Here is a 21477-nt window from a genome sequence, read left to right as displayed (position 1 = left end):
CCCTAGCGCAAATCGGCTTTTTCCCACCATTTTTGCAAACGTGCAGGCGAAATGGGCATTTTGGTTTTCATGGGCTGCGAAAATAATGAAATGCGGAATTCTTCAATCATTAGATACAATTCATGCAAACGCGGATCATATTTAAAATTAAACAATTTTTCCATCCAAGGGTCGACTTGATCAATAGCTGCCGTGTCTCTTTGTAGATTATTTGGTAAACGCTCCAGTCGCACCATTAACGCCTTTAAGAAGCGTGGAAAGGCTTGCCAAATCTGTAAAGGTTGTGTATAGACGAAGCTATCTAGCTGCATTAAATCGAGCTGATCTTCAATATCATCTATACTTTTGCCAAAAATATCAGCATCAAGAACAAGTAATTGACGGCGAATTGTCTGCCAAGTGATAAAAATATCATTCAGTTGAGTTAATACCTGCTGACCACAACTCAAAAATTGTTGTTTCACCACCGTTAACGTGTGCTGATAATGCTGTTCATCCACAGGTAATTCATTTAATGCCTGATCTAAGGTTGCATAAACCAACATTTGTTCTAGCTTGGCTTTATCGCCCAGTGGTGCAAATGCCAGTGCCATGGGTTTAGAAATTTGCTTTTTCAACTGTCGAATCGCATCGCCCAATTGCAAATGAATTAAGCGAATAATACCTTGGCGATGTTTAGAAATGGCTTCTTGCTGGTCGTTAAAGGTTTGAATCACCACGCCCGATTCATCTTTCACATCTAAATTTTCAAACGCCTTGATCGGCACAAGTGCTTGATATTGTTTGACTATCACGCCTGTGACTTTTTGCGAGGCTTCAAACACAAAATTACTTGGGAAAGTTTTAAACTCGCCTTTTAACTGCTGCACAGGTCGATGCGTGTCGCTCTTACAACGGGCTTTGAGTTCAGATAAATCGCGCCCTTGCTGCAAAATTTGCCCTTTGGCATCGACCACCAAAATATATGGCAATAAATAGGCATCGACTTTTTCAAAAGAAAAATCTTTTTCAGTAATCGCTTCACCGCGCAGTGCAAAAGCTAAATATTTAAACAAATGCTCACGCAAATGCACCGCATCAATGCCTTTCAGCAATTTTTGCACGGTGTCTGGAATAGGCACTAAATGGCGGCGTTTATCTTTTGGTAAGGTTTTAAGCAGCGCTTCAATGAGAGCATATCGCCAACCAGGAATGCCCCACGACCAAATATTTTCATCGACTTGCGCGAGCGCTTGGAGTGGGATTTTCACCATCGCCCCATCTTGGTCATGGCTTGGGTCAAAACGATAAGTCGTAGCTAAGCGTAATTCCCCATTGTGCAAATAATCGGGGAATTGTTGCGTGGTTGGACGGTCAGTTTGCCAAAGTGCATCATCTTCTACAAATAAATAACGCGGCTGGGTGGGTTCGATAGTTGCACGCCAATCTTCAAAACTGCTACGACTTGCGACATCATTTGGGACACGTTCGGCATAAAATTGGTAAATGGTTTCTTCATCCACCACCAAATCGCGGCGACGCAATTTATCTTCAACCCGTTCTACTTCTTCAAGTTTGCGTAAATTGTGTTGTAAAAATGGCGGCGTTGTCCCCAGTTTTCCTGTCGTCAGTGCATCTCTTAAGAAAATTTCATGTGCAGCAAGATGATCCACTTTTTCAAAGTTAATCAAACGCTTCGGCTCAATAATAAGACCAAACAATGAAATTTGGTCGTATGCATTCACAATGCCGGCTTTTTTAGACCAATGCGGCTCAAAATAATGATGCTTTAATAAATCACGCGCGGCCAATAAAATCCATTCAGGTTCAATTCGTGCAAGTGTACGTAAATAAATCTGTGAAGTTTCCACCATCTCAAATGCCATAATCCACGGCGTATTGGTTTTATGTAAGGTACTGGCCGGAAACACTTTGGCTTTTTGCTGACGCACAGCCATAAAGATATTGCGCTCGTCGGTTTTATTGGCAATAAATGACAATAAGCTGGTTAATAAAGCCCGATGCAGGTTTTCATAACTGGCAGCTTTGGCATTAAAGCTTAAATTTAAACCTTGAACCAAATCAAGCAATTGGCTATGCGTTTGTCGCCATTCGCGTAAACGTAACCAACTTAAAAAATGTTGCTTGGCAAACTGGCGGCGTTTGTTTTCGCTCATTTGCTCACGGTTATTTTGCAACGTATCCCACAATTTTAAATAAAATAAAAAGTCGGAATCGGCTTCTTTGAACAAGGCATGTTTTTGGTCAGCTTGGGTTTGTTTATCGGCAGGACGTTCGCGTGGGTCTTGTACTGCCAAGGCACTGACAATAATCAACACTTCGTTCAACACGCCAAAATGCGCCCCGCCCACCAACATGCGGGCTAAACGTGGGTCGATTGGCATTTTGGCCATCATTTGCCCAACTTTGGTAAGCTCCGATTTTTTATCGTTAAATGCCCCAAGTTCAACCAGTAATTTACGCCCATCATTGACCAATCGATGATCTGGCGGTTCAATAAAATCAAAATTTTCAAGCGCGCCTAAACCCAAACTTTGCATTTGCAAAATGACCGATGCCAAATTGGTACGCTTAATTTCAGGCTCGGTAAATTCAGGGCGACTTAAAAAATCTTCTTCACTATATAGGCGAATACACACACCCGCTGCAATACGACCACAGCGCCCTTTACGCTGATTCGCTGCCGCTTGTGATACCGCTTCAATAGGTAAGCGTTGGACGCGAGAGCGATAATTATAACGAGAAATACGCGCAAAACCTGCATCAATCACATAACGAATATTGGGTACAGTTAAAGCGGTTTCCGCCACGTTGGTGGCAATAATGATGCGTCGTCCACCACCTGTTGGATGAAAGATTTTTTGTTGCTCAGCCAATCCCAAACGCGCATATAACGGTAAAATTTGGGTATGCCGTGGGCCATATTTTTGCAAAGTTTCTTGCAGTTCACGAATTTCTTGTTCGGTACTGGAAAAAATTAAAATATCGGCATGTTCAGGATGACCTTTTTCAGCCGCATCGGCAAAACATTCTTCTACCGCTTGTACAACGGCACGCGGTAAATTTTCTTCAAAATCATCAAATTCATCGTCATCACTACCGCCAATGTTCATTTCAGAAATTGGACGATAACGTACTTCTACAGGAAAACTGCGACCTTCAACTTCAAATACCGGCGCGTTATTAAAATACTGGCTAAAGCGATTTACATCTAAAGTTGCCGAGGTAATAATCACTTTTAAATCGGGGCGTTTGGGCAATAATTGTTTTAAATAGCCCATAATAAAGTCAATATTAAGTGAGCGCTCATGCGCTTCATCAATAATAATGGTGTCGTACTTGGTTAAATAGCGGTCATGGGTTAATTCAGCAAGTAAAATCCCATCCGTCATTAACCGTACAATTGAATCATTCGAGCCTTGCTCATTAAATCGGACTTTAAAACCAATCGCATCGCCTAAGTTCTGCCCGACTTCTTCGGCTATCCGCTGTGAAACACTGCGTGCCGCCAAACGACGTGGCTGGGTATGTCCAATCATTCCCGTTAATCCACGTCCTGCAAGCATCGCAATTTGTGGTAATTGTGTGGTTTTTCCCGAACCTGTTTCCCCTGCCACAATAATTACTTGGTGCTGCTGAATAGCGGTAATTAACGCATCGGCACATTGGGTGACAGGCAAATCTTGATTGAGCTTAATGGTAGGCAAGCGAGCAAGACGTTTTTCAACTTGTGCATGCGACTGCTCAAATACACTCTGATATTGCTGCGGATTGGCATCTTTGCCTTTTTTGAGCCGATTTAAACGATGTCGGTCACGCGCCATAACCAATTGATCTACATTTAAACCACTTTGCACAGAAGCCTTTCCTAACACACAAAAGAAAGCATTTTACTCGACTCTGCCGATGATAGAAAGGCAAAGATTTTGTGGATTTTTCTGTGGTTCACGCTTGAAATTTTAGGCAGCTCTCCCCATATTATTAGGCGAATCATCTAACAGAGATTGATTTTGCAGGATAGGAAATGATCATTATTGCAGAAATCAATTGAAAACTAGATTTATCTAATTTTCCGATTCTTTGTATTAAAAAATACTATTTCCCCAATCAATAAAATTTGATTATTCTGAACCTCGTAAACAGAAATGACTTCTTAACTTATATCTGGAGAACAACATGGGTTTAATTAATACTGCAGTACAACCATTTAAAGCAAATGCATTCCATAACGGTCAATTCATCGAAGTGAGCGATGCTGACCTAAAAGGCAAATGGTCTGTGATTATTTTCATGCCTGCTGCATTTACCTTTAACTGCCCAACAGAAGTTGAAGATGCTGCTGATAACTATGCAGAATTTCAAAAAGCAGGTGCAGAAGTTTATATCGTAACAACTGATACGCATTTCTCTCACAAAGTATGGCATGAAACTTCACCTGCAGTAGGTAAAGCACAATTCCCATTAATCGGCGATCCTACACACCAATTAACACGTGCATTTGACGTTCATATTGAAGAAGCAGGTCTTGCACTTCGTGGTACTTTCGTAATTAACCCTGAAGGGATCATCAAAACTGCTGAAGTTCACGACAATGCAATTGCTCGTGACGTATCAGAAACTTTACGTAAGCTTAAAGCAGCACAGTTTGTAGAAAACCACCCAGGTGAAGTTTGCCCTGCAAAATGGAAAGAAGGTGCAACAACAATTGCTCCATCTATCGACTTAGTCGGTAAAATCTAAGCTTAGATTTTTAAGAAAACCACGCTAATGAGCGTGGTTTTTTATTTATGCATTTTTGGTACGAAACCATTTGGCTTCAATAGCATCAAAACACCATTGATAAATAAAGGTATAAACCAAAATACAGTTGGTAATGCCTAAATCTAATAAGAAAGCATCAAGTAAATTTAAATTAAGTGCGTAAGCAAAAATTGGAATAGTGATGATCATTAAACCACCCTCAAAACCAACTGCATGTAAAATACGGAAAAAAACAGTCCGTTTAAATTGATATTTTTGTTCAGCTTTTTCAAATAATGTATTAAAAATCATATTCCAAAACACTGAAATCACACATACAATCAGCATTAATAGCCCACTTTCTTCAAGTGGCATGCTAAAAAAATAGCTCACACCATAGGCAATCACCACCAATAAAATGGCTTCATAAAGCACAGCATGAATAATTCTCTTTTTTGAAATTAGCATGATGACACGCGCTCAATATCCTGTACGATTGAATAATTGCCATTATATTTTTATAATTTTGATTATAAAAGTTAGGTTCTTTCAAAAGAATTGATAGATGAACATTAATCAAGAACAACTCAATATTTTTAAAACCGTTATAGAGACTGGTTCTTTTTCCGCAGCTGCGCGGCATTTAAGCAAAGTCCCTTCCACCATTAGTATGTCGATTGCTAATTTAGAGATCGACTTAAACCTCAAACTATTTGAACGGATTGGACGTGAACCTGTACCCACCGCAGCAGCACAGCAACTGTATGAACATACCACACAGCTGCTTACTCAAATTAAGCAATGGAAACAGCACGCCCATGCATTAAGTGCAGGACTTGAAGCGGCGCTCAATATTGTGGTGGTATCAGAATTAACCTATAACGACTGGATTGATTATATTGCGGTATTAGAACAACAATTTCCAAGCCTTGCCATTCATATTTTTTCTGCACCACAAGAAGATGCTCAGCGTATGCTTATGCAAGGTGAAGTACAATTTGCATTAATGTTTGAACGCGAATATTTAGATCAACGTGAATTATTTATTGAGCTAAAAAAAGAAACCTTAGTTGCTGTGTCAAGCCAACAACACACTTTGGCACAATCACCTATGGTATGTTTAGAACAATTGCAGCAACAACGCCAAATTATTGTGACCAGTCGTGACAAAGGCATTAAGCCCGAATTGTTATTTTCCCCACATTATTGGCGCACCGATCATCACCATATTGCCCTGTCTCTTATTCAAAAAGGTTTAGGTTGGGGGATTTTACCTCTAGAATTATTTAAACAGCAGCCACAACTTGTTCAACAATTAAAAGTATTACAGATTCAAGATTTTACGGCACAAATGGAATATTACATTGACTTAGTATGGAGTAAAGAATCTGAACTTGGCCCTGCCAGTCAATTTTTAATTGAATATGTGCGGACACAACGGAAAGGCTAAAATAGAATACTACTGCTTATTTTTTCTACAATCTTTTGAAAAAAGTTATGCTATAAAAGCATATAGCTTAGAAAAAAGATTAATGTGTCATGACCCATTCAGCCCTATCCCAACTTAAAAAGTTAACCACCATTGTTGCTGATAGCAGCGATTTAACCGCAATTGAAAAGTTTCGTCCATTAGATGCAACCACTAATCCATCCTTAATTACCGCTGCGGCATCTCAGCCAGAAAATAAAACGTTAATTGAAGATGCCTACAACCAAGCCAAGCAAGAAGGCTTCTCGTCAGATGCGCTAATTGAACGCACCATTGATATTTTAACGGTCAAATTCGGCGTTGAAATTTTAAAATTAATTGATGGTCGTGTTTCAACTGAAGTTGATGCAAGTTTATCTTATGACACTGCGGCAACCATTGCCAAAGCCAAAGAATTATTAGCGTTATATCAACAATATGGAATTGGAAAAGATCGGATTTTAATTAAAATCGCCTCGACATGGGATGGTATTCAAGCTGCCAAAGCGCTTGAAGCCGAAGGCATTCACTGTAACTTAACTTTATTGTTTGGTTTACACCAAGCCAAAGCCTGTGCCGATGCTAAAGTCACTCTAATTTCCCCTTTTGTGGGTCGCATTTTAGATTGGTATAAAAAAGCTGAAAATGTCAGTGCGTACCCAATTGAAAAAGATCCTGGTGTATTATCGGTTAAAGCCACCTTTGATTATTACAAAAGTCATGGTATTCAAACTGAAATTATGGGCGCAAGTTTCCGTAGTCCTGAACAAGTCTTAGCACTTGCAGGCTGTGATTTACTCACCATCGCTCCGAATTTACTCGATCAGCTTGAGCAAAACCAACAAACAGTCACTGCGCAGTTAGTTGCAAAAAACGCAACAGCAAATGCTGTGGAAGAAATTTCACATGCCGAATTTAAACAACAACTTGAGCAAGACTTAATGTCATTTCAACTCTTACAATCAGGCATTGATGGTTTTATCAAAGCACGGGAGCAACTCAGTCTATTACTACGCCAAAGCTTTGGTATCGATGCCCAATTAAAACCTTAAAATACAGTAGATAATCTATTGTTTCGGGTGTATTTTATAGCGCTAAAATACACCCTTTATTTTTAGTAAATGGGATTCTGCGCTTATAAATCCTTGCTTTAGGTCGTTCCATGTTGGGCATTGTTCATCTTTCGACATTTATTGTCGGTGCAATTTTAATTGTGTTACTTCCAGGGCCAAATTCATTATATTTGCTGGCCATTGCTTCAAAAGAAGGTATCCGTGCAGGCTATGCAGCAGCTTTAGGGATTATTACCGGCGACAGTATCCTTATATTGGCAACAGTATTAGGGGCAGCCTCTATCTTACATACCTACCCATTTACTTTTGTTGCACTTAAAGTTGTCGGAGCAAGTTATTTAGGCTATTTAGGTATTAAACTACTGATTGCAAGTGTACACACGTGGCAAAAAATTCACACTGATCCAGATGTAAATACAGTTAAGATGTCCAAAAACGATAAGATGCAATCCCCTTTTCGTACTGCACTCACCATTAGTTTATTAAATCCAAAAGCGATCTTGTTCTTCTTGTCATTTTTTGTACAATTTGTCGATGAGAAAGCCTCAAGCCCCGCTTTAAGCTTTTTAGTGCTCGCCATTATTGTGCAAATGATTAGTTTTAGCTATTTAAGCACGCTTATTTTTAGTGGAAGAAAACTTGCAGGCTATTTTTCGAGTCACTATCGCTTATCTAGTGTTGCAATTTTTAGTGTAGGCTGCTTATTTCTTGCCTTTGGTTTAAAACTTGCTATGTCGAGCATTTAATGCACTCAAGTATTTGAAATTCAATATTTAAATACCAATTAAAGCAGGTAAATCCAATGCCTGCTTAAAATAAAAATAACCAATAATAGCAATGAAAATAATGCCGACATCACATTAATATACTTACATTAAAGATGTGATGTCTGATTCACACATACAAGAATTAAAACAGAAAAGGATGCGTAACGCGCATCCTTTACTTGACTCATCGGCGTTGATTATATACAGCCATTGCAGCAGGTAAGTTCTTTTCCATTGCTTCAATTCGTTGTTGGTTCGATGGATGAGTCGATAAGAATGCAGGGCTTGATGATGTTTCGGCACGTTGCATTTTATTCCATAACGTAATTGCCGCTTGTGGGTTATAGCCCGCCTTTGCCATTAACATTAATCCACCATAATCGGCACGACTTTCTAAGCTACGCGAATAAGGTAAACCCACACCAACTTGGCTACCTAAATCAAGTGCTGCACTGCCTAAACCACCACCTGCTGTACCCACATAAGATTTACCAACGCCTAATGCTAAATTTGTAAGCACATCTGCACCCACTTTATTTTTAGAATGCTCTTCTAAAGCATGGGTCATTTCATGCCCCATCACTGCTGCAATTTCAGCATCGGTCAAATTAAGTTTATTGACAATTCCCGTATAGAAAACCACTTTTCCACCCGGTGCAACATAAGCATTCATTGTGTCAGACTTCAACACAGCCAATTGCCAATTAAAAGCCTGACCTGTTTGATTCATTTGATTGGCATAGGGAATCATCCTCAACATAATCGCATTGATACGGTTATAAGTTGCAGATGATGTATCAAGCTGCCCTTTTTGCTGAGCATCCTGACGCATTTTAGTAAAATTTTGCGCAGCTGACGCATTTAAAGTTGCAGAGTCGGCACCTGCCATATCTGCAATTGTAGTACATCCGCTGAGTGTCAAAGCTACTGCTGTACTCAAAGCCAATGCTTTTGCTACTTTCATTATTTTTGCTCTACATGATCAATCAAAATTATTCTTATTATAACGAGAATCAATTTATTTCAACATGTTATATTTTTATCACTCCATGTTACTTTATGTAATGCCTATCTTACTTAAACATAAATAAAAGCCAAAATAATAAACACAGCACATTCAACACCAAATAAATAGGGCCTAAAACCTGTACGATTTTTTCTGAATACGTTTGATGCCGTGTAAAAAGTAAAATACTATTTTGTAATAAAATCAGAGGTAATAATACACAGGCTAAAACCAAGGTCAGCCCAATAAAACCCGAAAGCATCATATCCTGATGAATTCCTCGTTCTGAGACCACCATCATTGCTATAGACGGTGCACCACCCAATGCAAACAAGAAAGAATAAAATAAAGTTTTGGTCAGTTCGGCAGGTAATTTCATCAATTTTTATAAATGTATGTAACTTATTTTTAGTTTTAACGATTTTTATTTGGGCTGAATAGTCAACTTTGGTCGGGTTTGACCTAATTAGACAAATAAAAAACGCGCCATCTTAGGCGCGTTTTTTATCAGCAAAGCTTAGTTACCAAATGGATGACGTAAAATAATTGTTTCGTCACGGTCTGGACCGGTCGACACGATATCAATTGGACACTCAATTAATTGCTCAATACGTTTAATATAGTTAATCGCATTTGCTGGCAATTGATCCATTGATTTCACACCAAAAGTTGATTCAGACCAACCTGGCAGTGTTTCGTAAATTGGCTTTAAGGTTTCATACGCTAGTGCGTCAGATGAACCAACACAGCCTGAATCTGCGCTTTCATAACCCACACAGATTTTGATCTCTTCTAAACCATCTAATACGTCAAGTTTAGTTAAGCAAATACCAGATAATGAGTTTACATCAACCGAACGGCGTAGAATTTCAGCATCGAACCAACCACAACGGCGTTGACGACCTGTAGATGCACCAAATTCGTGACCTACTGTCCCTAAGTGTTTACCTACTGCATCGCCTTCATCAGCCGCTGCATCGTAAACCAATTCTGTTGGGAACGGACCTGCACCTACACGTGTAGTATAAGCTTTAGTAATACCAAGCACGTAGTCTAAGTGCAATGGACCTAAACCAGAACCTGAGCTTACGCCGCCCGCAGTTGTATTTGAAGACGTTACATACGGATATGTGCCATGGTCGATGTCAAGTAATGAACCTTGCGCACCTTCAAACATGATGTTGTTGCCCGCTTTACGGCAGTCATGTAATTCAGTCGTTACATCAATTACAAGTGGTGCAACCACTTCACGCCACTGGTCACACAGCGCCAATACATCTTCAAGCTTAACCGCTTCAACACCATAGTATTGAGTTAACTGGAAGTTATGGTATTCCAATAATTCAGTTAATTGTGCAGTTAAATGCTCACCACCACGTACAAGGTCAGCAACGCGAATCGCACGGCGCGCAACTTTATCTTCGTAAGCTGGGCCAATACCACGACCCGTTGTACCAATTTTGGCATTACCACGTTTTTTCTCACGTGCTTGGTCAAGTGCAATATGGTTTGGAAGGATTAATGGACAGTTTGGAGAAATACGTAAACGTTCTTTAACAGGTACGCCTTCTTTTTCCAAAATATCCATTTCTGTAATGAGCGCCGCAGGAGAAAGCACCACACCATTACCAATTAAGCACAAAACGTTCTCACGTAAAATACCTGATGGAATTAAGTGTAATACAGTTTTTTTACCACCAACAACAAGGGTATGCCCTGCGTTGTGTCCACCTTGATAACGAACTACGGCAGCCGCTTGGTCTGTAAGCAGGTCAACGATTTTACCTTTACCTTCGTCGCCCCATTGGGTACCAAGTACCACAACATTCTTGCCCATAATAGCCTCAATTACATCATGCTGTTAAAACTGAAAAAAGACGTTGCTTTGCCATTTTTGCGTGCAAAGCGGCATCCACTAAATTTTTTCGATCTGCCAAATATTACTCTTAAGCAACAACACATGCGTTGCATAAGGAATAGAGGTCAGATCATCATTACCAAGCAATTGCACCACACGGCGACCTTCGGCACGTGCTTCAGCAATCGCCTTCACTAATTCGGGTTGTTGTCCTTTCGGTGCAACTATAGTTTCTATTTGCTCAAATTTCCCTGCGACCAAAGCATAAATATCACAGCTAAAGCCTGTTGCAGGTCGTGCTCGACCAAAATGCTCGCCAATGCCGTCATAACGTCCACCCTGTGCCAATGGTGTTGCCCATTGTGGCGCATAAACAGCATAAACCAAACCTGTGTGATAATGGTAACTGCGTAGTTCAACCACATCCACACCAATATTCAGCTCAGGCCAATGTTGTTGAATGGTTTGACGTGTCGCAGACAACATGGTGAAGGCTTGATTAAATTCAGGATCGTTAAAAACTTCTGCACTTAAATATTGTTGTAGTGCATCTAAATCACTGGCATAACGACCTAGAATATAAAAGTCATCACCCAACGTTAAGTTGGCCGTAAATTGTTTTAATTCAGGCAAGGCTTTACGTTGATACAAGTCTGAAAGCTCAGCTTCAGTACTTTTACTTAATTGGGCTTTTTTCACTAAACTACGGAATAAGCCAACATGACCTAGGTCTAAATGCGCACCTTCTAAGAAATCAAAGCGTCCAAGCAAGCCTAACATCACATTGATGAGTTCAATATCAGCTTCGGTACTTTGTTGACCAAATAGCTCAGCACCTAATTGAAGTGGCGTGCGCGATGCGCTTAAACCCTGCGGACGCGTATGCAGTACAGTACCTGCATAGCAATAACGCGCAATACCTTCAACTGCATGTACATGTGCATCGATACGTGCAACCTGCGGTGTCATATCTGCACGGATACCAAGCAGACGACCTGACAATTGATCAATTACTTTAAACGACACTAAATCTAAGTCCTGATTTGGCTCAGACAGTGAAGATAATGATTCGATATATTCAATAAATGGTGTATAGACCAATTGGTAACCATGAACTGCCAAATAATCGAGTGCTTCACGACGAAACGTTTCAATTACTTGTGCTTGTTCGGGTAGCACATCGGCTACGCCATCAGGCAATAACCAGGTCTCTGAAATGGGCATGCTAACAACCTAAAATTTGATCGAAGCGGGCATAATCCGCATAAAAAAATCGGGAACACACCCGATTTCTCCTAGTCTAGCACGTAAGTTATGCTCATGCACCTGACAATTTTAGAAAAGTATAAACCGAAAAATTGGGTAATGCCTTACGTTTTTTCAATCTTTTTGACTCAACATTCAAGTCATTAAGTTTGATTGCCCGCATCTTAGGCAATTCTAACGCTTATAAAGGTAAAGCAGTGGTTTGCTTAATGTTTTGTAAGGGAATTTCTGTTTTTACATTTTGAATTCCAGCAATTTTATTTAAGCGTTGAATCTGAAATTTCCGATAAGCTTCTAAATCAGCCACCACAATCCGTAAGAAAAAATCACAATCCCCCGCCATGAGTTGGCATTCCACCACTTCGGGTAAGTCTTGAATCGCATCGACAAAATTATTGACGGTTTTTGCTGCTTGGTCTTTTAACCAAATTCGTGCAAATACAGTTAAACCTAAATTGACTTTAACAGGATTAATTAAAGCCACATATTTTTCAATCACGCCATCATCTTCGAGCTGCTTAACACGGCGTAAACAGGGCGATGCAGATAATCCTACTTTTTGAGCCAAATCATTATTTTGCAACTTTCCATTTTGCTGCAAAACCTGCAAAATATGTGTATCAATTTTATCCAAAACCACATCCTAAGCATAAAATTTCAATTTATGTTTATTATTTGAAATATAAAACCCAAATACAAGCTTTTATTTCTTATTTTTAGTGCCAAATAGCGAGACCATATTTTTACAATAGCCAACTAAACTCGAACAAAGTAACAAAAGGTAAATCGTCATGTTGGCTTGGAAAGATGCGGTACAAAATTTAAATGAGTCTGAGGACTTTGCTGAATTTAAGCGCGGACTAAAAGCATCTATTCCTGTGCTGCTTGGCATTGTTCCTTTTGCGCTGGTTTTAGGCACGCAAGCCACCAGCAAAGGCTTTAGTATTTTAGAAATCCCGCTATTAACCGGCTTAAATTTTGCAGGCGGTTCAGAGTTTGCCATTTTAGAAGTATGGACCAATCCCCCTCATATTTTAATGCTGATGTTCATTACTTTTTTGGTCAATAGCCGTCATTTATTAATGGGCGCAAGTTTAGTGCCATATTTAAAGCACTTGCCCAACTCTAAAGCCTTCCCTGCTTTGTTTTTTATGTGTGACGAAAGTTGGGCTTTAGGCTTAGCCGATGCACAAAGAAAATCAAACTATGGCTCACCACAATTTAGCATGTCGTTTTATTCAGGAATCTGCTTTGCCCTTTATGCAATGTGGATTAGTTTCACAACGCTTGGCGGCGTAATTGGCCCAATACTTGGCGACATTTCACGCTTAGGCTTTGATATGGCTTTTCCTGCAGTATTTTTAGTCCTACTTAAAGGCATGTGGAAAGGTTTTTCTGCGGCGCGTCCGTGGTTTGTCAGTTTAATTGCAGCAATTATTGCATATCATTATTTACCCCAAGGTTGGTACGTTCCAATTGGTGCAATAACAGGAATTGCAACTGCATTCTTTTTAGCTGGAGATGAAGACGCATGATCCATCTTTCAACACTGCTGGCTATTGTATGTATTGCGTTCACTACATATATGACACGGCTTTTAGGTTATGTTTTACTTAAAAATAAGACCTTAACCAAACGCCAAGCCAATATTTTAGAAGTTGTACCGGGCTGTGTACTCATTTCAGTGATTGCGCCTTATTTTGTACAAAACAATATTGCCGACTTAATTGCAATGGCAATTACTTTACTGGCAGCAAGCCGCTTTTCATTACTCCCAACCGTGATTATTAGTATGTTTTCGGCGGCAATTTTACGCTTGGTACTTGCATGATGTGATTGCATCATGCATTTTTCTCACATTAAGCACGTTCAAACGACGCACATAAATCAAGTAAGCGGTTCGCATAACCCCATTCATTGTCATACCATGCAAAAACTTTAGCTTGTCGCCCAACCACCATTGTTTGGGTTAAATCGACAATTAGCGACTCTGGCGAATGATTAAAATCACTCGACACCAATGCTTCATCGGTCACGGCCATAATTTTGCTATAGATGGTTTGCGAGGCATCGATAAATGCCTGATTCAAAACTTCAACCGAAATTTCTGACTGTGCAATAAAACTTAAATCAATCGCAGCCACATTAATGGTTGGAATCCGAATTGAATAACCATCAATTCGATGTTCCATTTTTGGCAGCACTTGCTTAAGCGCACCTAAAGCACTAGATGTGGTTGGAATAAAATTATGTCCTGCGGCTCTGGCACGGCGAATGTCTCGATGTGCATGATCTAAAACCGATTGATCGGCGGTCACCGCGTGGATTTCTGTCATTAAAGCAGATTCTATTCCAAATTGATCATCTAAAATCTTCACCAAAGGGACAAGCGCCTGCGTAGTACACGAGACACTAGAAATAATTTGATCGGTGACTTTCACATCCTGATGATTTACACCATAAACCACCGCAACATCGACACTATCAAATGGCGCTGCACCAATAATCACGCGTTTAGCGCCTGCCTGAACATGCCGTGTTGCCGCAGCGCGAGAGCGGAACAACCCTGTACACTCTAAGACCACATCAATTTCGAGTTTATCCCACGGTAATTGGTCTGGATTTGACCCACACAAGACTTGAATTTTGAGTTGGCGCTGCCCCGCACATACCCATAAAAAATGCTGTTCTTGTTCTTGAATAATTTCAACACGACCTTTAAAGCGCCCATGGGTCGAATCGTATTTAAATAAATGAACCAAAGTTTCAATATCAGCTACATCATTTACTGCAACAATATCAAAACCAAATAGCTCAGGACTTTCAAACCACGCACGCACGACGTTTCGACCAATTCGACCGAATCCATTAATAGCCACTCGTTGCATGATTGAGATTTCCTGATAAACGCAGATAAGCGGCTCATGTTAAAACATTCAAGATGCCGATGGTAGTTGAATTGCGAACAATCCCGTTATAATGGCAAAAATGCTAAAATTTAAACCCAAATGTGCAAATTCAAAATCCTATCTTTCTTCTTTTTTGATGGTTTTTCAGGCAGCGTATTTACTGCAGCACGTTATCAGCGTTGTAGTGAAGCACAACAGACACAGCTTATTCAATTTAACTACTAAAGCCATGTCATCCCAAATGACAAACTTGAAGCTGATGCACCATAGCAAAAGTGATCAAATTACCACCACAACAACAATATCAATTGCATTAAACCGCCAATCCACGATTTAAACCACGCCAAAGCACAAAATAAGCGCATCATTTTTCACAGTTTTGTCACGATTTATAGCCAAAATCATTGGTCATACCCTTATTTTTCGTTATACTTTGGCGTTTGTAAAATTTATACGCCACGCATTCTTAACTTTTATTAAATGATAAAATTTAAAATGTGTTTAGCCAAAATGATAATGGAGTGACTTGTTGTGAGTACACGTTTTATGACTTCCGCTGAAATTCGTGAAGCCTTTTTGCATTTCTTTGAAACCAAAGGTCATACACGTGTCGCCTCAAGCTCGCTTGTTCCTGCCAATGATCCGACCTTGCTCTTTACCAATGCGGGCATGAACCAATTTAAAGACTGTTTCCTTGGTTTGGAAAAACGTGATTATGTTCGCGCAACATCATCACAAAAATGTGTCCGTGCAGGCGGTAAACACAACGACTTAGACAATGTCGGTTATACCGCGCGTCACCACACTTTCTTTGAAATGTTGGGTAACTTCTCGTTTGGTGATTATTTCAAACAACAAGCCATTACTTACGCTTGGGAATTTTTAACTAGCGAAGAATGGTTAGGTCTGCCAAAAGACAAACTTTACGTGACTGTTTATGAAACTGACGATGAAGCTTTTGACATTTGGAACAAAGATGTAGGTATCGATGCGAGCCGTATTATCCGCATTGGCGACAACAAAGGCGAAAAATACGCATCAGATAACTTCTGGGCGATGGGTGACACAGGCCCATGTGGTCCATGTTCTGAAATTTTCTTTGACCACGGCGACCACATTTGGGGTGGCCTACCGGGCACACCTGAAGAAGATGGCGACCGTTTCATTGAAATTTGGAACAACGTCTTCATGCAATTTAACCGTACAGCAGATGGCGTTTTACATCCACTTCCTGCACCTGCGGTCGATACTGGCATGGGCTTAGAACGTATTTCGGCAGTTTTACAACATGTCAACTCAAACTACGACATCGACCTATTCAAACATTTAATTCAAGCTGCGGCTGAATTGGTGGGTATTGAAGATCAAGGCCAGCCTTCTTTACGTGTTTTAGCAGACCATGCGCGTTCTTGTAGCTTCTTAATTGCCGATGGTGTAAACCCTTCAAACGAAGGTCGTGGTTATGTATTGCGCCGTATTATCCGCCGTGCAGTCCGTCATGGCAATAAATTGGGTGCAACGGGCACATTCTTCCACAAAATGTTACAACCGCTAATTGATGTTATGGGTGATGCTTATCCACAACTGATCGAAAACCGCGAACGTATTGAAGCTGCATTACTGAAAGAAGAAGAACAGTTTGCCAAAACTTTAGAGCAAGGCTTAAAAGTATTAGAGAGCGAACTTAGCAACTTAAAAGGTAACATCATTCCAGGTGAAGTCGTATTTAAACTGTATGACACCTATGGCTTCCCTGCTGACTTAACCGCAGATATTGCCCGTGAACGCGAACTCACGATTGATGAAGCTGGTTTCGAAACGGAAATGGCAGCACAACGTCAACGCGCACGCGATGCAGGCAAATTTAATGTTGACTACAACAGCATTGTAAAAGTAGACAGCGAAACCCAATTTGATGGTTACGATGCAACCCAAAGCCAAGGTCAAATTGTTGCGATTTATAAAGATGGTGAACAGGTTAATGAAGTCTTTGAGGGCGATGAAGCCTTAATCGTACTCAACCAAACGCCTTTCTATGCTGAAAGTGGCGGTCAGGTTGGCGATACAGGGATTTTCCAAAATGATACGGGTATTTTTGAAGTTCAAGATACCAAAAAATCAGGTGCAGCCTTTGTTCATCAAGGTGTTGTCACTATGGGAAGCTTAAAAGCTGAACAAAATGTGAATGCTATTGTCAAAGCGGATTTACGCGCAGCAACTGCACGCAACCACTCGGCAACGCATTTATTACACGCGGCTCTCCGCCAAGTTTTAGGCGAGCATGTACAACAAAAAGGTTCGTTGGTTGCATCAGAAGTATTACGTTTTGACTTTGCCAACGACCAACCTGTTTCATTTGAGCAATTACAACTCATCGAACGCTTAGTTAATGCCGAAGTCATTGCCAATACTGCGGTTTCTACCGAGTTACTCGACATCGAATCTGCCAAAGCAAAAGGCGCAATGATGCTGTTTGGTGAGAAATACGGCGAAGAAGTACGTGTACTTTCAATGGGTTCAATCATTGATGAGAAAAACTTCTCAATTGAATTATGTGGCGGTATTCATGTTAAACGCACAGGCGATATTGGCTTGTTTAAAATCACCTCTGAAGGTGGTGTAGCCGCAGGCGTGCGTCGTATTGAAGCGGTCACAGGCACCAAAGCCATTGAAGTTGCTCAAAAAGCCGATGCCGATATTCAACATATCAATGTGTTATTAAAAGCACAAAAAGATCAAACGGTAGAACGAGTTCAAGCCGCTGTAGAACATTCTTCAGCCTTACAAAAACAGCTTGAACAGCTTAACCAAAAGTTAGCAAACTTCCAAGCGGCAGAACTTTTAAGCCAAGTTCAAACCATTGCGGAGCGTTCTACCCTGATCGCCACTGTTCAAATGGATGCAAAATCACTTCGCAACCTACATGACAGTGTCAAATCAAAATTAGAAGATGCAGTTATTATTTTAGCAGGTACTGAAGGCGACAAAGTTAGCCTGATTGCATCTGTACCAAAACAATTTACTGCAACTCTAAAAGCAGGTGACATCATCAAACACTTAAGTGCCGAACTTGGGGGTAAAGGTGGTGGTAAACCTGACTTAGCACAAGGTGGCGCGCCACTAAACGACAAGTTTGCACCTGTTCTTGCAGCATTGCCTGCTTGGCTTGGGCAAAACTAAGACTTCACTTTTGTGTAACTGACCCTGAACGCCGCTCAGGGTCATGGCTTATATGGAATAGCTATGGCATTAATCGTACAAAAATATGGTGGAACTTCAATGGGTACGCCAGAGCGCATTTTAAATGTTGCTCGCCGTGTAAAACGTTGGCATGACCAAGGTCACCAAGTGGTGGTGGTCGTTTCTGCAATGAGTGGTGAAACCAACCGCTTATTAGCACTTGCCAAAGCCATTACCGAAACACCTGACCCGCGTGAACTTGACCAAATGGTATCAACAGGCGAACAGGTGACGATTTCCATGTTAGCGATGGCACTCAACTCGATTGGTGTAGAAGCTAAATCTTATACAGGTCGCCAAGTGTGTATTAAAACAGACAGCGCCTTTACCAAAGCACGTATTGAGTCGATTGAAACCGATGCGATGACCACCGACTTAAATGCAGGTCGTGTGATTGTGGTTGCAGGCTTCCAAGGCGTAGATGAATTTGGCAATACTACAACACTTGGTCGTGGTGGTTCAGATACAACAGGCGTTGCGCTTGCTGCTGCATTAAAAGCAGATGAATGCCAAATTTATACCGATGTTGATGGTGTGTATACCACCGACCCTCGTGTTGCCCCTAAAGCGAAAAAGATTGATCGTATTTCTTTTGAAGAAATGCTCGAAATGGCATCTTTAGGGTCAAAAGTATTGCAGATTCGTTCGGTTGAATTTGCAGGAAAATATCAAGTTCCATTACGCGTCTTATCAAGTTTTGATAACGACAACGATGGTGCATTTGATGAAGACTTTAAACAAAACGTTGGCACACTCATTACCACTGAAGCGGAAGACACTATGGAACAGCCTATTATTTCTGGTATCGCATTTAACCGTGATGAAGCGAAACTCACCATTTTAGGTGTTCCTGATGAGCCAGGTATTGCTTCAAAGATTTTATCACCAATTGGTGCTGCCAATGTTGAAGTCGATATGATTGTGCAAAACATCGAAGAAGATGGCACGACCGACTTTACTTTTACGGTCAACCGTAGCGATTTCACTAAAGCAAAAACCATTCTGAGTAATACTGCTAAAGAAATTAATGCACGTGAAGTCAGCGTACGTGATGACATCGTTAAAGTGTCGATTGTCGGTGTAGGTATGCGCTCACATGCAGGCGTTGCGAGCAAAATGTTTACCGCTTTAGCAGAAGAAGGCATCAATATTTTAATGATCTCAACTTCTGAAATTAAAATTTCAGTTTTAATTGAAGAAAATTATTTAGAACTGGCTGTTCGTAGTTTACATACTGCATTCGGCTTAGACCGTGAACACGGTGAAAGTAGCGCACGCGCCTAACTTTTTAGTAAATCCTTCATTTTTTTGAAGGATATACAATAAAAAAGCAGAGCCACTCTATTCTCAATAGAGTGGCTCTGCTATATTAGCGGGTAATATTTAGAGAATATTACAATTATTTATTCATAGATCAAATCTTTGCGATCTATCAACAAATGATTCATATTCTTTTTTGAGATTTTGGTTTAAATTTTGCTTTACAACCGTAATGCAAGTTTAGCTTTAAGCAAGGAGACAAACATGCTGATTCTGACTCGACGTGTCGGAGAAACATTAATGATTGGGGATCAAGTCAGTGTGACCGTACTTGGTGTAAAAGGCAACCAAGTCCGCATTGGTGTCAACGCTCCCAAAGAAGTATCTGTTCATCGCGAAGAAATTTATCAACGTATTCAACATGAACGCGCAATGCACGAACATTTACAAAACCTTGATCAGGACTATCAACCGTCATTTTATAATGATGAATCAAACCAAGATCAGTTCAACCGCTAATTAACGTCGCTACCTTGCATCATCAACACCTCCCCATTTATTTTATAACAAGAAATAAAAAGGTTTGATGCAAGAAATCGAGGTGAATAGTACGGTTATCCGTCTATTCTAAAAAACAAAAGCGATCTTTTTAGATCGCTTTTGTTTTGTCGTCTCAAACTTAAAGTCCAAGTGCTCTTTTAACAGGTGCATAACTGCGGCGGTGCTCTGCAATAACGCCAAATTGTTCAATTGCAGTAAAATGTGCTTTTGTTGGATATCCTTTGTGCTTCGCAAACCCATATTCAGGATATTGTGCATCCAACTCAAACATCTGCCGATCACGGGTGACTTTAGCCAAAATACTTGCCGCACTAATTTCAGCGTGCAATGCATCACCACCAATAATCGCCTCGCAGGAAATTTCAATTCCCTTTGGAATATGGTTTCCATCGACAATGACTTTATCAGGCATCATATTGAGACTCGCCACCGCACGCTTCATGGCTAAAAAAGTCGCTTGCAAAATATTATGTTCGTCTATTTCTGCATGTGTGGCCTCAGCAATTGACCATGCCAATGCTTTTTCTTGAATTTCAATAAAAAGCTTTTCTCTTTTCTTTTCGGTCAACTTTTTAGAGTCATTTAAACCTTCAATCGGATTATTAGGGTCTAAAATCACCGCTGCTGCAACCACCGAACCCACCAATGGCCCACGCCCTGCTTCATCTACACCTGCAATTTTCATCGAAATCATCTTATTTTAACGCAGCTGTCATACACTGATTTAAAGTATGCGTAATCGTATTACTTACAATCGTTGTACGCGCAGCAGGATCAATTGCAGCTGTTGCCAAGTCAACTGCCGTCACATTTTCAGGACCTTTTTCACTCACACAGCCACAAATATTACTTTGTGCCGTTTGTTGTTGCTCCGCACTTAATGCCTTACTCATGGTTTTCCATGCAGGTACTTGACTCAATTCAGTCGTACATTTTGCGTTAATCGCAACTTTAATCGCAGTCATTCCAATTTGCTGTGCTGCAGTGCCATAAGTTGAACCACTTGCAGAATTTTGTGCCCCCGTTGCCATACCATCAGTAGCAGCACATGCTGATAAAAGAGATGATACAACAGCTAATGCAAAAAAATTCTTTTTCATTTTTAGACAATCCTAAAAGACATATAAATTCAGGCTGCATTTTGCCTGATTACGAGAAAATTAAATGCTATTTTTCTGTATTTTTTAAGGAAAAACTCAAGAAATGTATAAATTATATCCTCATATACCCTTCAGAGTATTCTATAAATGCAACACTCAGTTATTTGAATGATCTTTCCAAACATTACTCTATAATTTTACAATTCAAATCATTTTGCTCGCCACTTGA

General features: G+C 40.3%; 19 protein-coding genes. 9 read left to right on the top strand and 10 right to left on the bottom strand.

Annotated features, from left to right (window positions below; translation table 11 throughout):
• Window positions 1-2: 2 nt before the first annotated feature.
• The gene (hrpA, locus tag FXN70_RS09245) at window positions 3-3857 is read right to left on the bottom strand and encodes an ATP-dependent RNA helicase HrpA (RefSeq protein ID WP_324647172.1); all 3855 of its coding nucleotides are present in this window, start codon (window positions 3855-3857) and stop codon (window positions 3-5) included.
• Window positions 3858-4176: 319 nt separating this feature from the next.
• On the opposite strand from hrpA, the gene ahpC reads away from it, so the two are divergent.
• Window positions 4177-4740 carry an alkyl hydroperoxide reductase subunit C gene (gene ahpC / locus FXN70_RS09240; protein ID WP_324647171.1) on the top strand — a complete coding sequence of 188 codons (564 nt, stop codon included), beginning with the start codon at window positions 4177-4179 and terminating at the stop codon, window positions 4738-4740.
• Window positions 4741-4785: 45 nt separating this feature from the next.
• Here ahpC and aceI read toward each other — a convergent pair whose 3' ends face one another.
• Window positions 4786-5208 carry a chlorhexidine efflux PACE transporter AceI gene (aceI, locus tag FXN70_RS09235; RefSeq protein ID WP_324647170.1) on the bottom strand — a complete coding sequence of 141 codons (423 nt, stop codon included), beginning with the start codon at window positions 5206-5208 and terminating at the stop codon, window positions 4786-4788.
• Between the two features lie 97 nt (window positions 5209-5305).
• Between aceI and FXN70_RS09230 the strand changes: the two genes are divergently transcribed.
• The 3 genes from FXN70_RS09230 (at window position 5306) to leuE (ending at window position 8027) form a co-directional block, all read left to right on the top strand.
• Window positions 5306-6190: a LysR family transcriptional regulator gene (locus tag FXN70_RS09230; RefSeq protein ID WP_324647169.1), complete on the top strand. Its 885-nt coding sequence runs from the start codon at window positions 5306-5308 to the stop codon at window positions 6188-6190.
• Between the two features lie 89 nt (window positions 6191-6279).
• On the top strand, window positions 6280-7260 hold the full coding sequence (gene tal, locus FXN70_RS09225; protein ID WP_324647168.1) for a transaldolase: 981 nt from the start codon (window positions 6280-6282) through the stop codon (window positions 7258-7260).
• A gap of 110 nt (window positions 7261-7370) precedes the next feature.
• Window positions 7371-8027: a leucine efflux protein LeuE gene (leuE, locus tag FXN70_RS09220; protein WP_324647167.1), complete on the top strand. Its 657-nt coding sequence runs from the start codon at window positions 7371-7373 to the stop codon at window positions 8025-8027.
• A 205-nt stretch (window positions 8028-8232) separates the two neighbouring features.
• Here leuE and FXN70_RS09215 read toward each other — a convergent pair whose 3' ends face one another.
• The 5 genes from FXN70_RS09215 to FXN70_RS09195 all read right to left on the bottom strand — a co-directional run bounded on the left by FXN70_RS09215 (window position 8233) and on the right by FXN70_RS09195 (window position 12812).
• Window positions 8233-9012, bottom strand: coding sequence for a M48 family metallopeptidase (locus FXN70_RS09215; protein ID WP_324647166.1), 780 nt, complete (start codon window positions 9010-9012; stop codon window positions 8233-8235).
• Between the two features lie 109 nt (window positions 9013-9121).
• The gene (locus tag FXN70_RS09210; protein WP_324647165.1) at window positions 9122-9433 is read right to left on the bottom strand and encodes a hypothetical protein; all 312 of its coding nucleotides are present in this window, start codon (window positions 9431-9433) and stop codon (window positions 9122-9124) included.
• Between the two features lie 138 nt (window positions 9434-9571).
• Window positions 9572-10891, bottom strand: coding sequence for an adenylosuccinate synthase (locus FXN70_RS09205; protein WP_324647164.1), 1320 nt, complete (start codon window positions 10889-10891; stop codon window positions 9572-9574).
• A gap of 78 nt (window positions 10892-10969) precedes the next feature.
• The gene (locus FXN70_RS09200; RefSeq protein ID WP_324647163.1) at window positions 10970-12136 is read right to left on the bottom strand and encodes an ATP phosphoribosyltransferase regulatory subunit; all 1167 of its coding nucleotides are present in this window, start codon (window positions 12134-12136) and stop codon (window positions 10970-10972) included.
• A gap of 223 nt (window positions 12137-12359) precedes the next feature.
• Window positions 12360-12812 (bottom strand): Lrp/AsnC family transcriptional regulator, encoded by a 453-nt coding sequence (locus tag FXN70_RS09195; RefSeq protein WP_324647162.1) that lies wholly within the window; start codon window positions 12810-12812, stop codon window positions 12360-12362.
• Window positions 12813-12969: 157 nt separating this feature from the next.
• Between FXN70_RS09195 and FXN70_RS09190 the strand changes: the two genes are divergently transcribed.
• Window positions 12970-13713, top strand: coding sequence for an AzlC family ABC transporter permease (locus tag FXN70_RS09190; RefSeq protein WP_324647161.1), 744 nt, complete (start codon window positions 12970-12972; stop codon window positions 13711-13713).
• A complete protein-coding gene (locus FXN70_RS09185) occupies window positions 13710-14009 on the top strand; it encodes an AzlD family protein (RefSeq protein ID WP_324647160.1) in 300 nt (99 codons plus the stop codon). Before FXN70_RS09190 ends, FXN70_RS09185 begins: the two co-directional genes overlap by 4 nt.
• Before the next feature lie 28 nt (window positions 14010-14037).
• Here FXN70_RS09185 and FXN70_RS09180 read toward each other — a convergent pair whose 3' ends face one another.
• The gene (locus tag FXN70_RS09180) at window positions 14038-15066 is read right to left on the bottom strand and encodes a type I glyceraldehyde-3-phosphate dehydrogenase (protein WP_324647159.1); all 1029 of its coding nucleotides are present in this window, start codon (window positions 15064-15066) and stop codon (window positions 14038-14040) included.
• A gap of 552 nt (window positions 15067-15618) precedes the next feature.
• Here FXN70_RS09180 and alaS point away from each other — a divergent pair.
• The 3 genes from alaS to csrA all read left to right on the top strand — a co-directional run bounded on the left by alaS (window position 15619) and on the right by csrA (window position 20106).
• Window positions 15619-18267, top strand: a complete 2649-nt coding sequence (gene alaS, locus FXN70_RS09175; RefSeq protein ID WP_324647158.1) for an alanine--tRNA ligase — start codon at window positions 15619-15621, stop codon at window positions 18265-18267.
• Window positions 18268-18330: 63 nt separating this feature from the next.
• Window positions 18331-19611 carry an aspartate kinase gene (locus FXN70_RS09170; RefSeq protein WP_324647157.1) on the top strand — a complete coding sequence of 427 codons (1281 nt, stop codon included), beginning with the start codon at window positions 18331-18333 and terminating at the stop codon, window positions 19609-19611.
• Window positions 19612-19851: 240 nt separating this feature from the next.
• On the top strand, window positions 19852-20106 hold the full coding sequence (gene csrA / locus FXN70_RS09165; protein WP_324647156.1) for a carbon storage regulator CsrA: 255 nt from the start codon (window positions 19852-19854) through the stop codon (window positions 20104-20106).
• Window positions 20107-20266: 160 nt separating this feature from the next.
• On the opposite strand, the gene rnhB is transcribed toward csrA, so the two are convergent.
• Together rnhB and FXN70_RS09155 are read right to left on the bottom strand one after the other, a co-directional pair.
• Entirely contained in the window at window positions 20267-20833 is a 567-nt protein-coding gene (rnhB, locus tag FXN70_RS09160) for a ribonuclease HII (RefSeq protein WP_324647155.1), read from the bottom strand.
• Between the two features lie 10 nt (window positions 20834-20843).
• On the bottom strand, window positions 20844-21248 hold the full coding sequence (locus FXN70_RS09155; RefSeq protein WP_324647154.1) for a hypothetical protein: 405 nt from the start codon (window positions 21246-21248) through the stop codon (window positions 20844-20846).
• Between the last annotated feature and the right edge of the window lie 229 nt (window positions 21249-21477).

It is taken from the genome of Acinetobacter sp. MD2 (assembly GCF_035615575.1).
Lineage (GTDB): Bacteria > Pseudomonadota > Gammaproteobacteria > Pseudomonadales > Moraxellaceae > Acinetobacter.
This window is presented reverse-complemented; position numbering and strand designations above follow the sequence as displayed.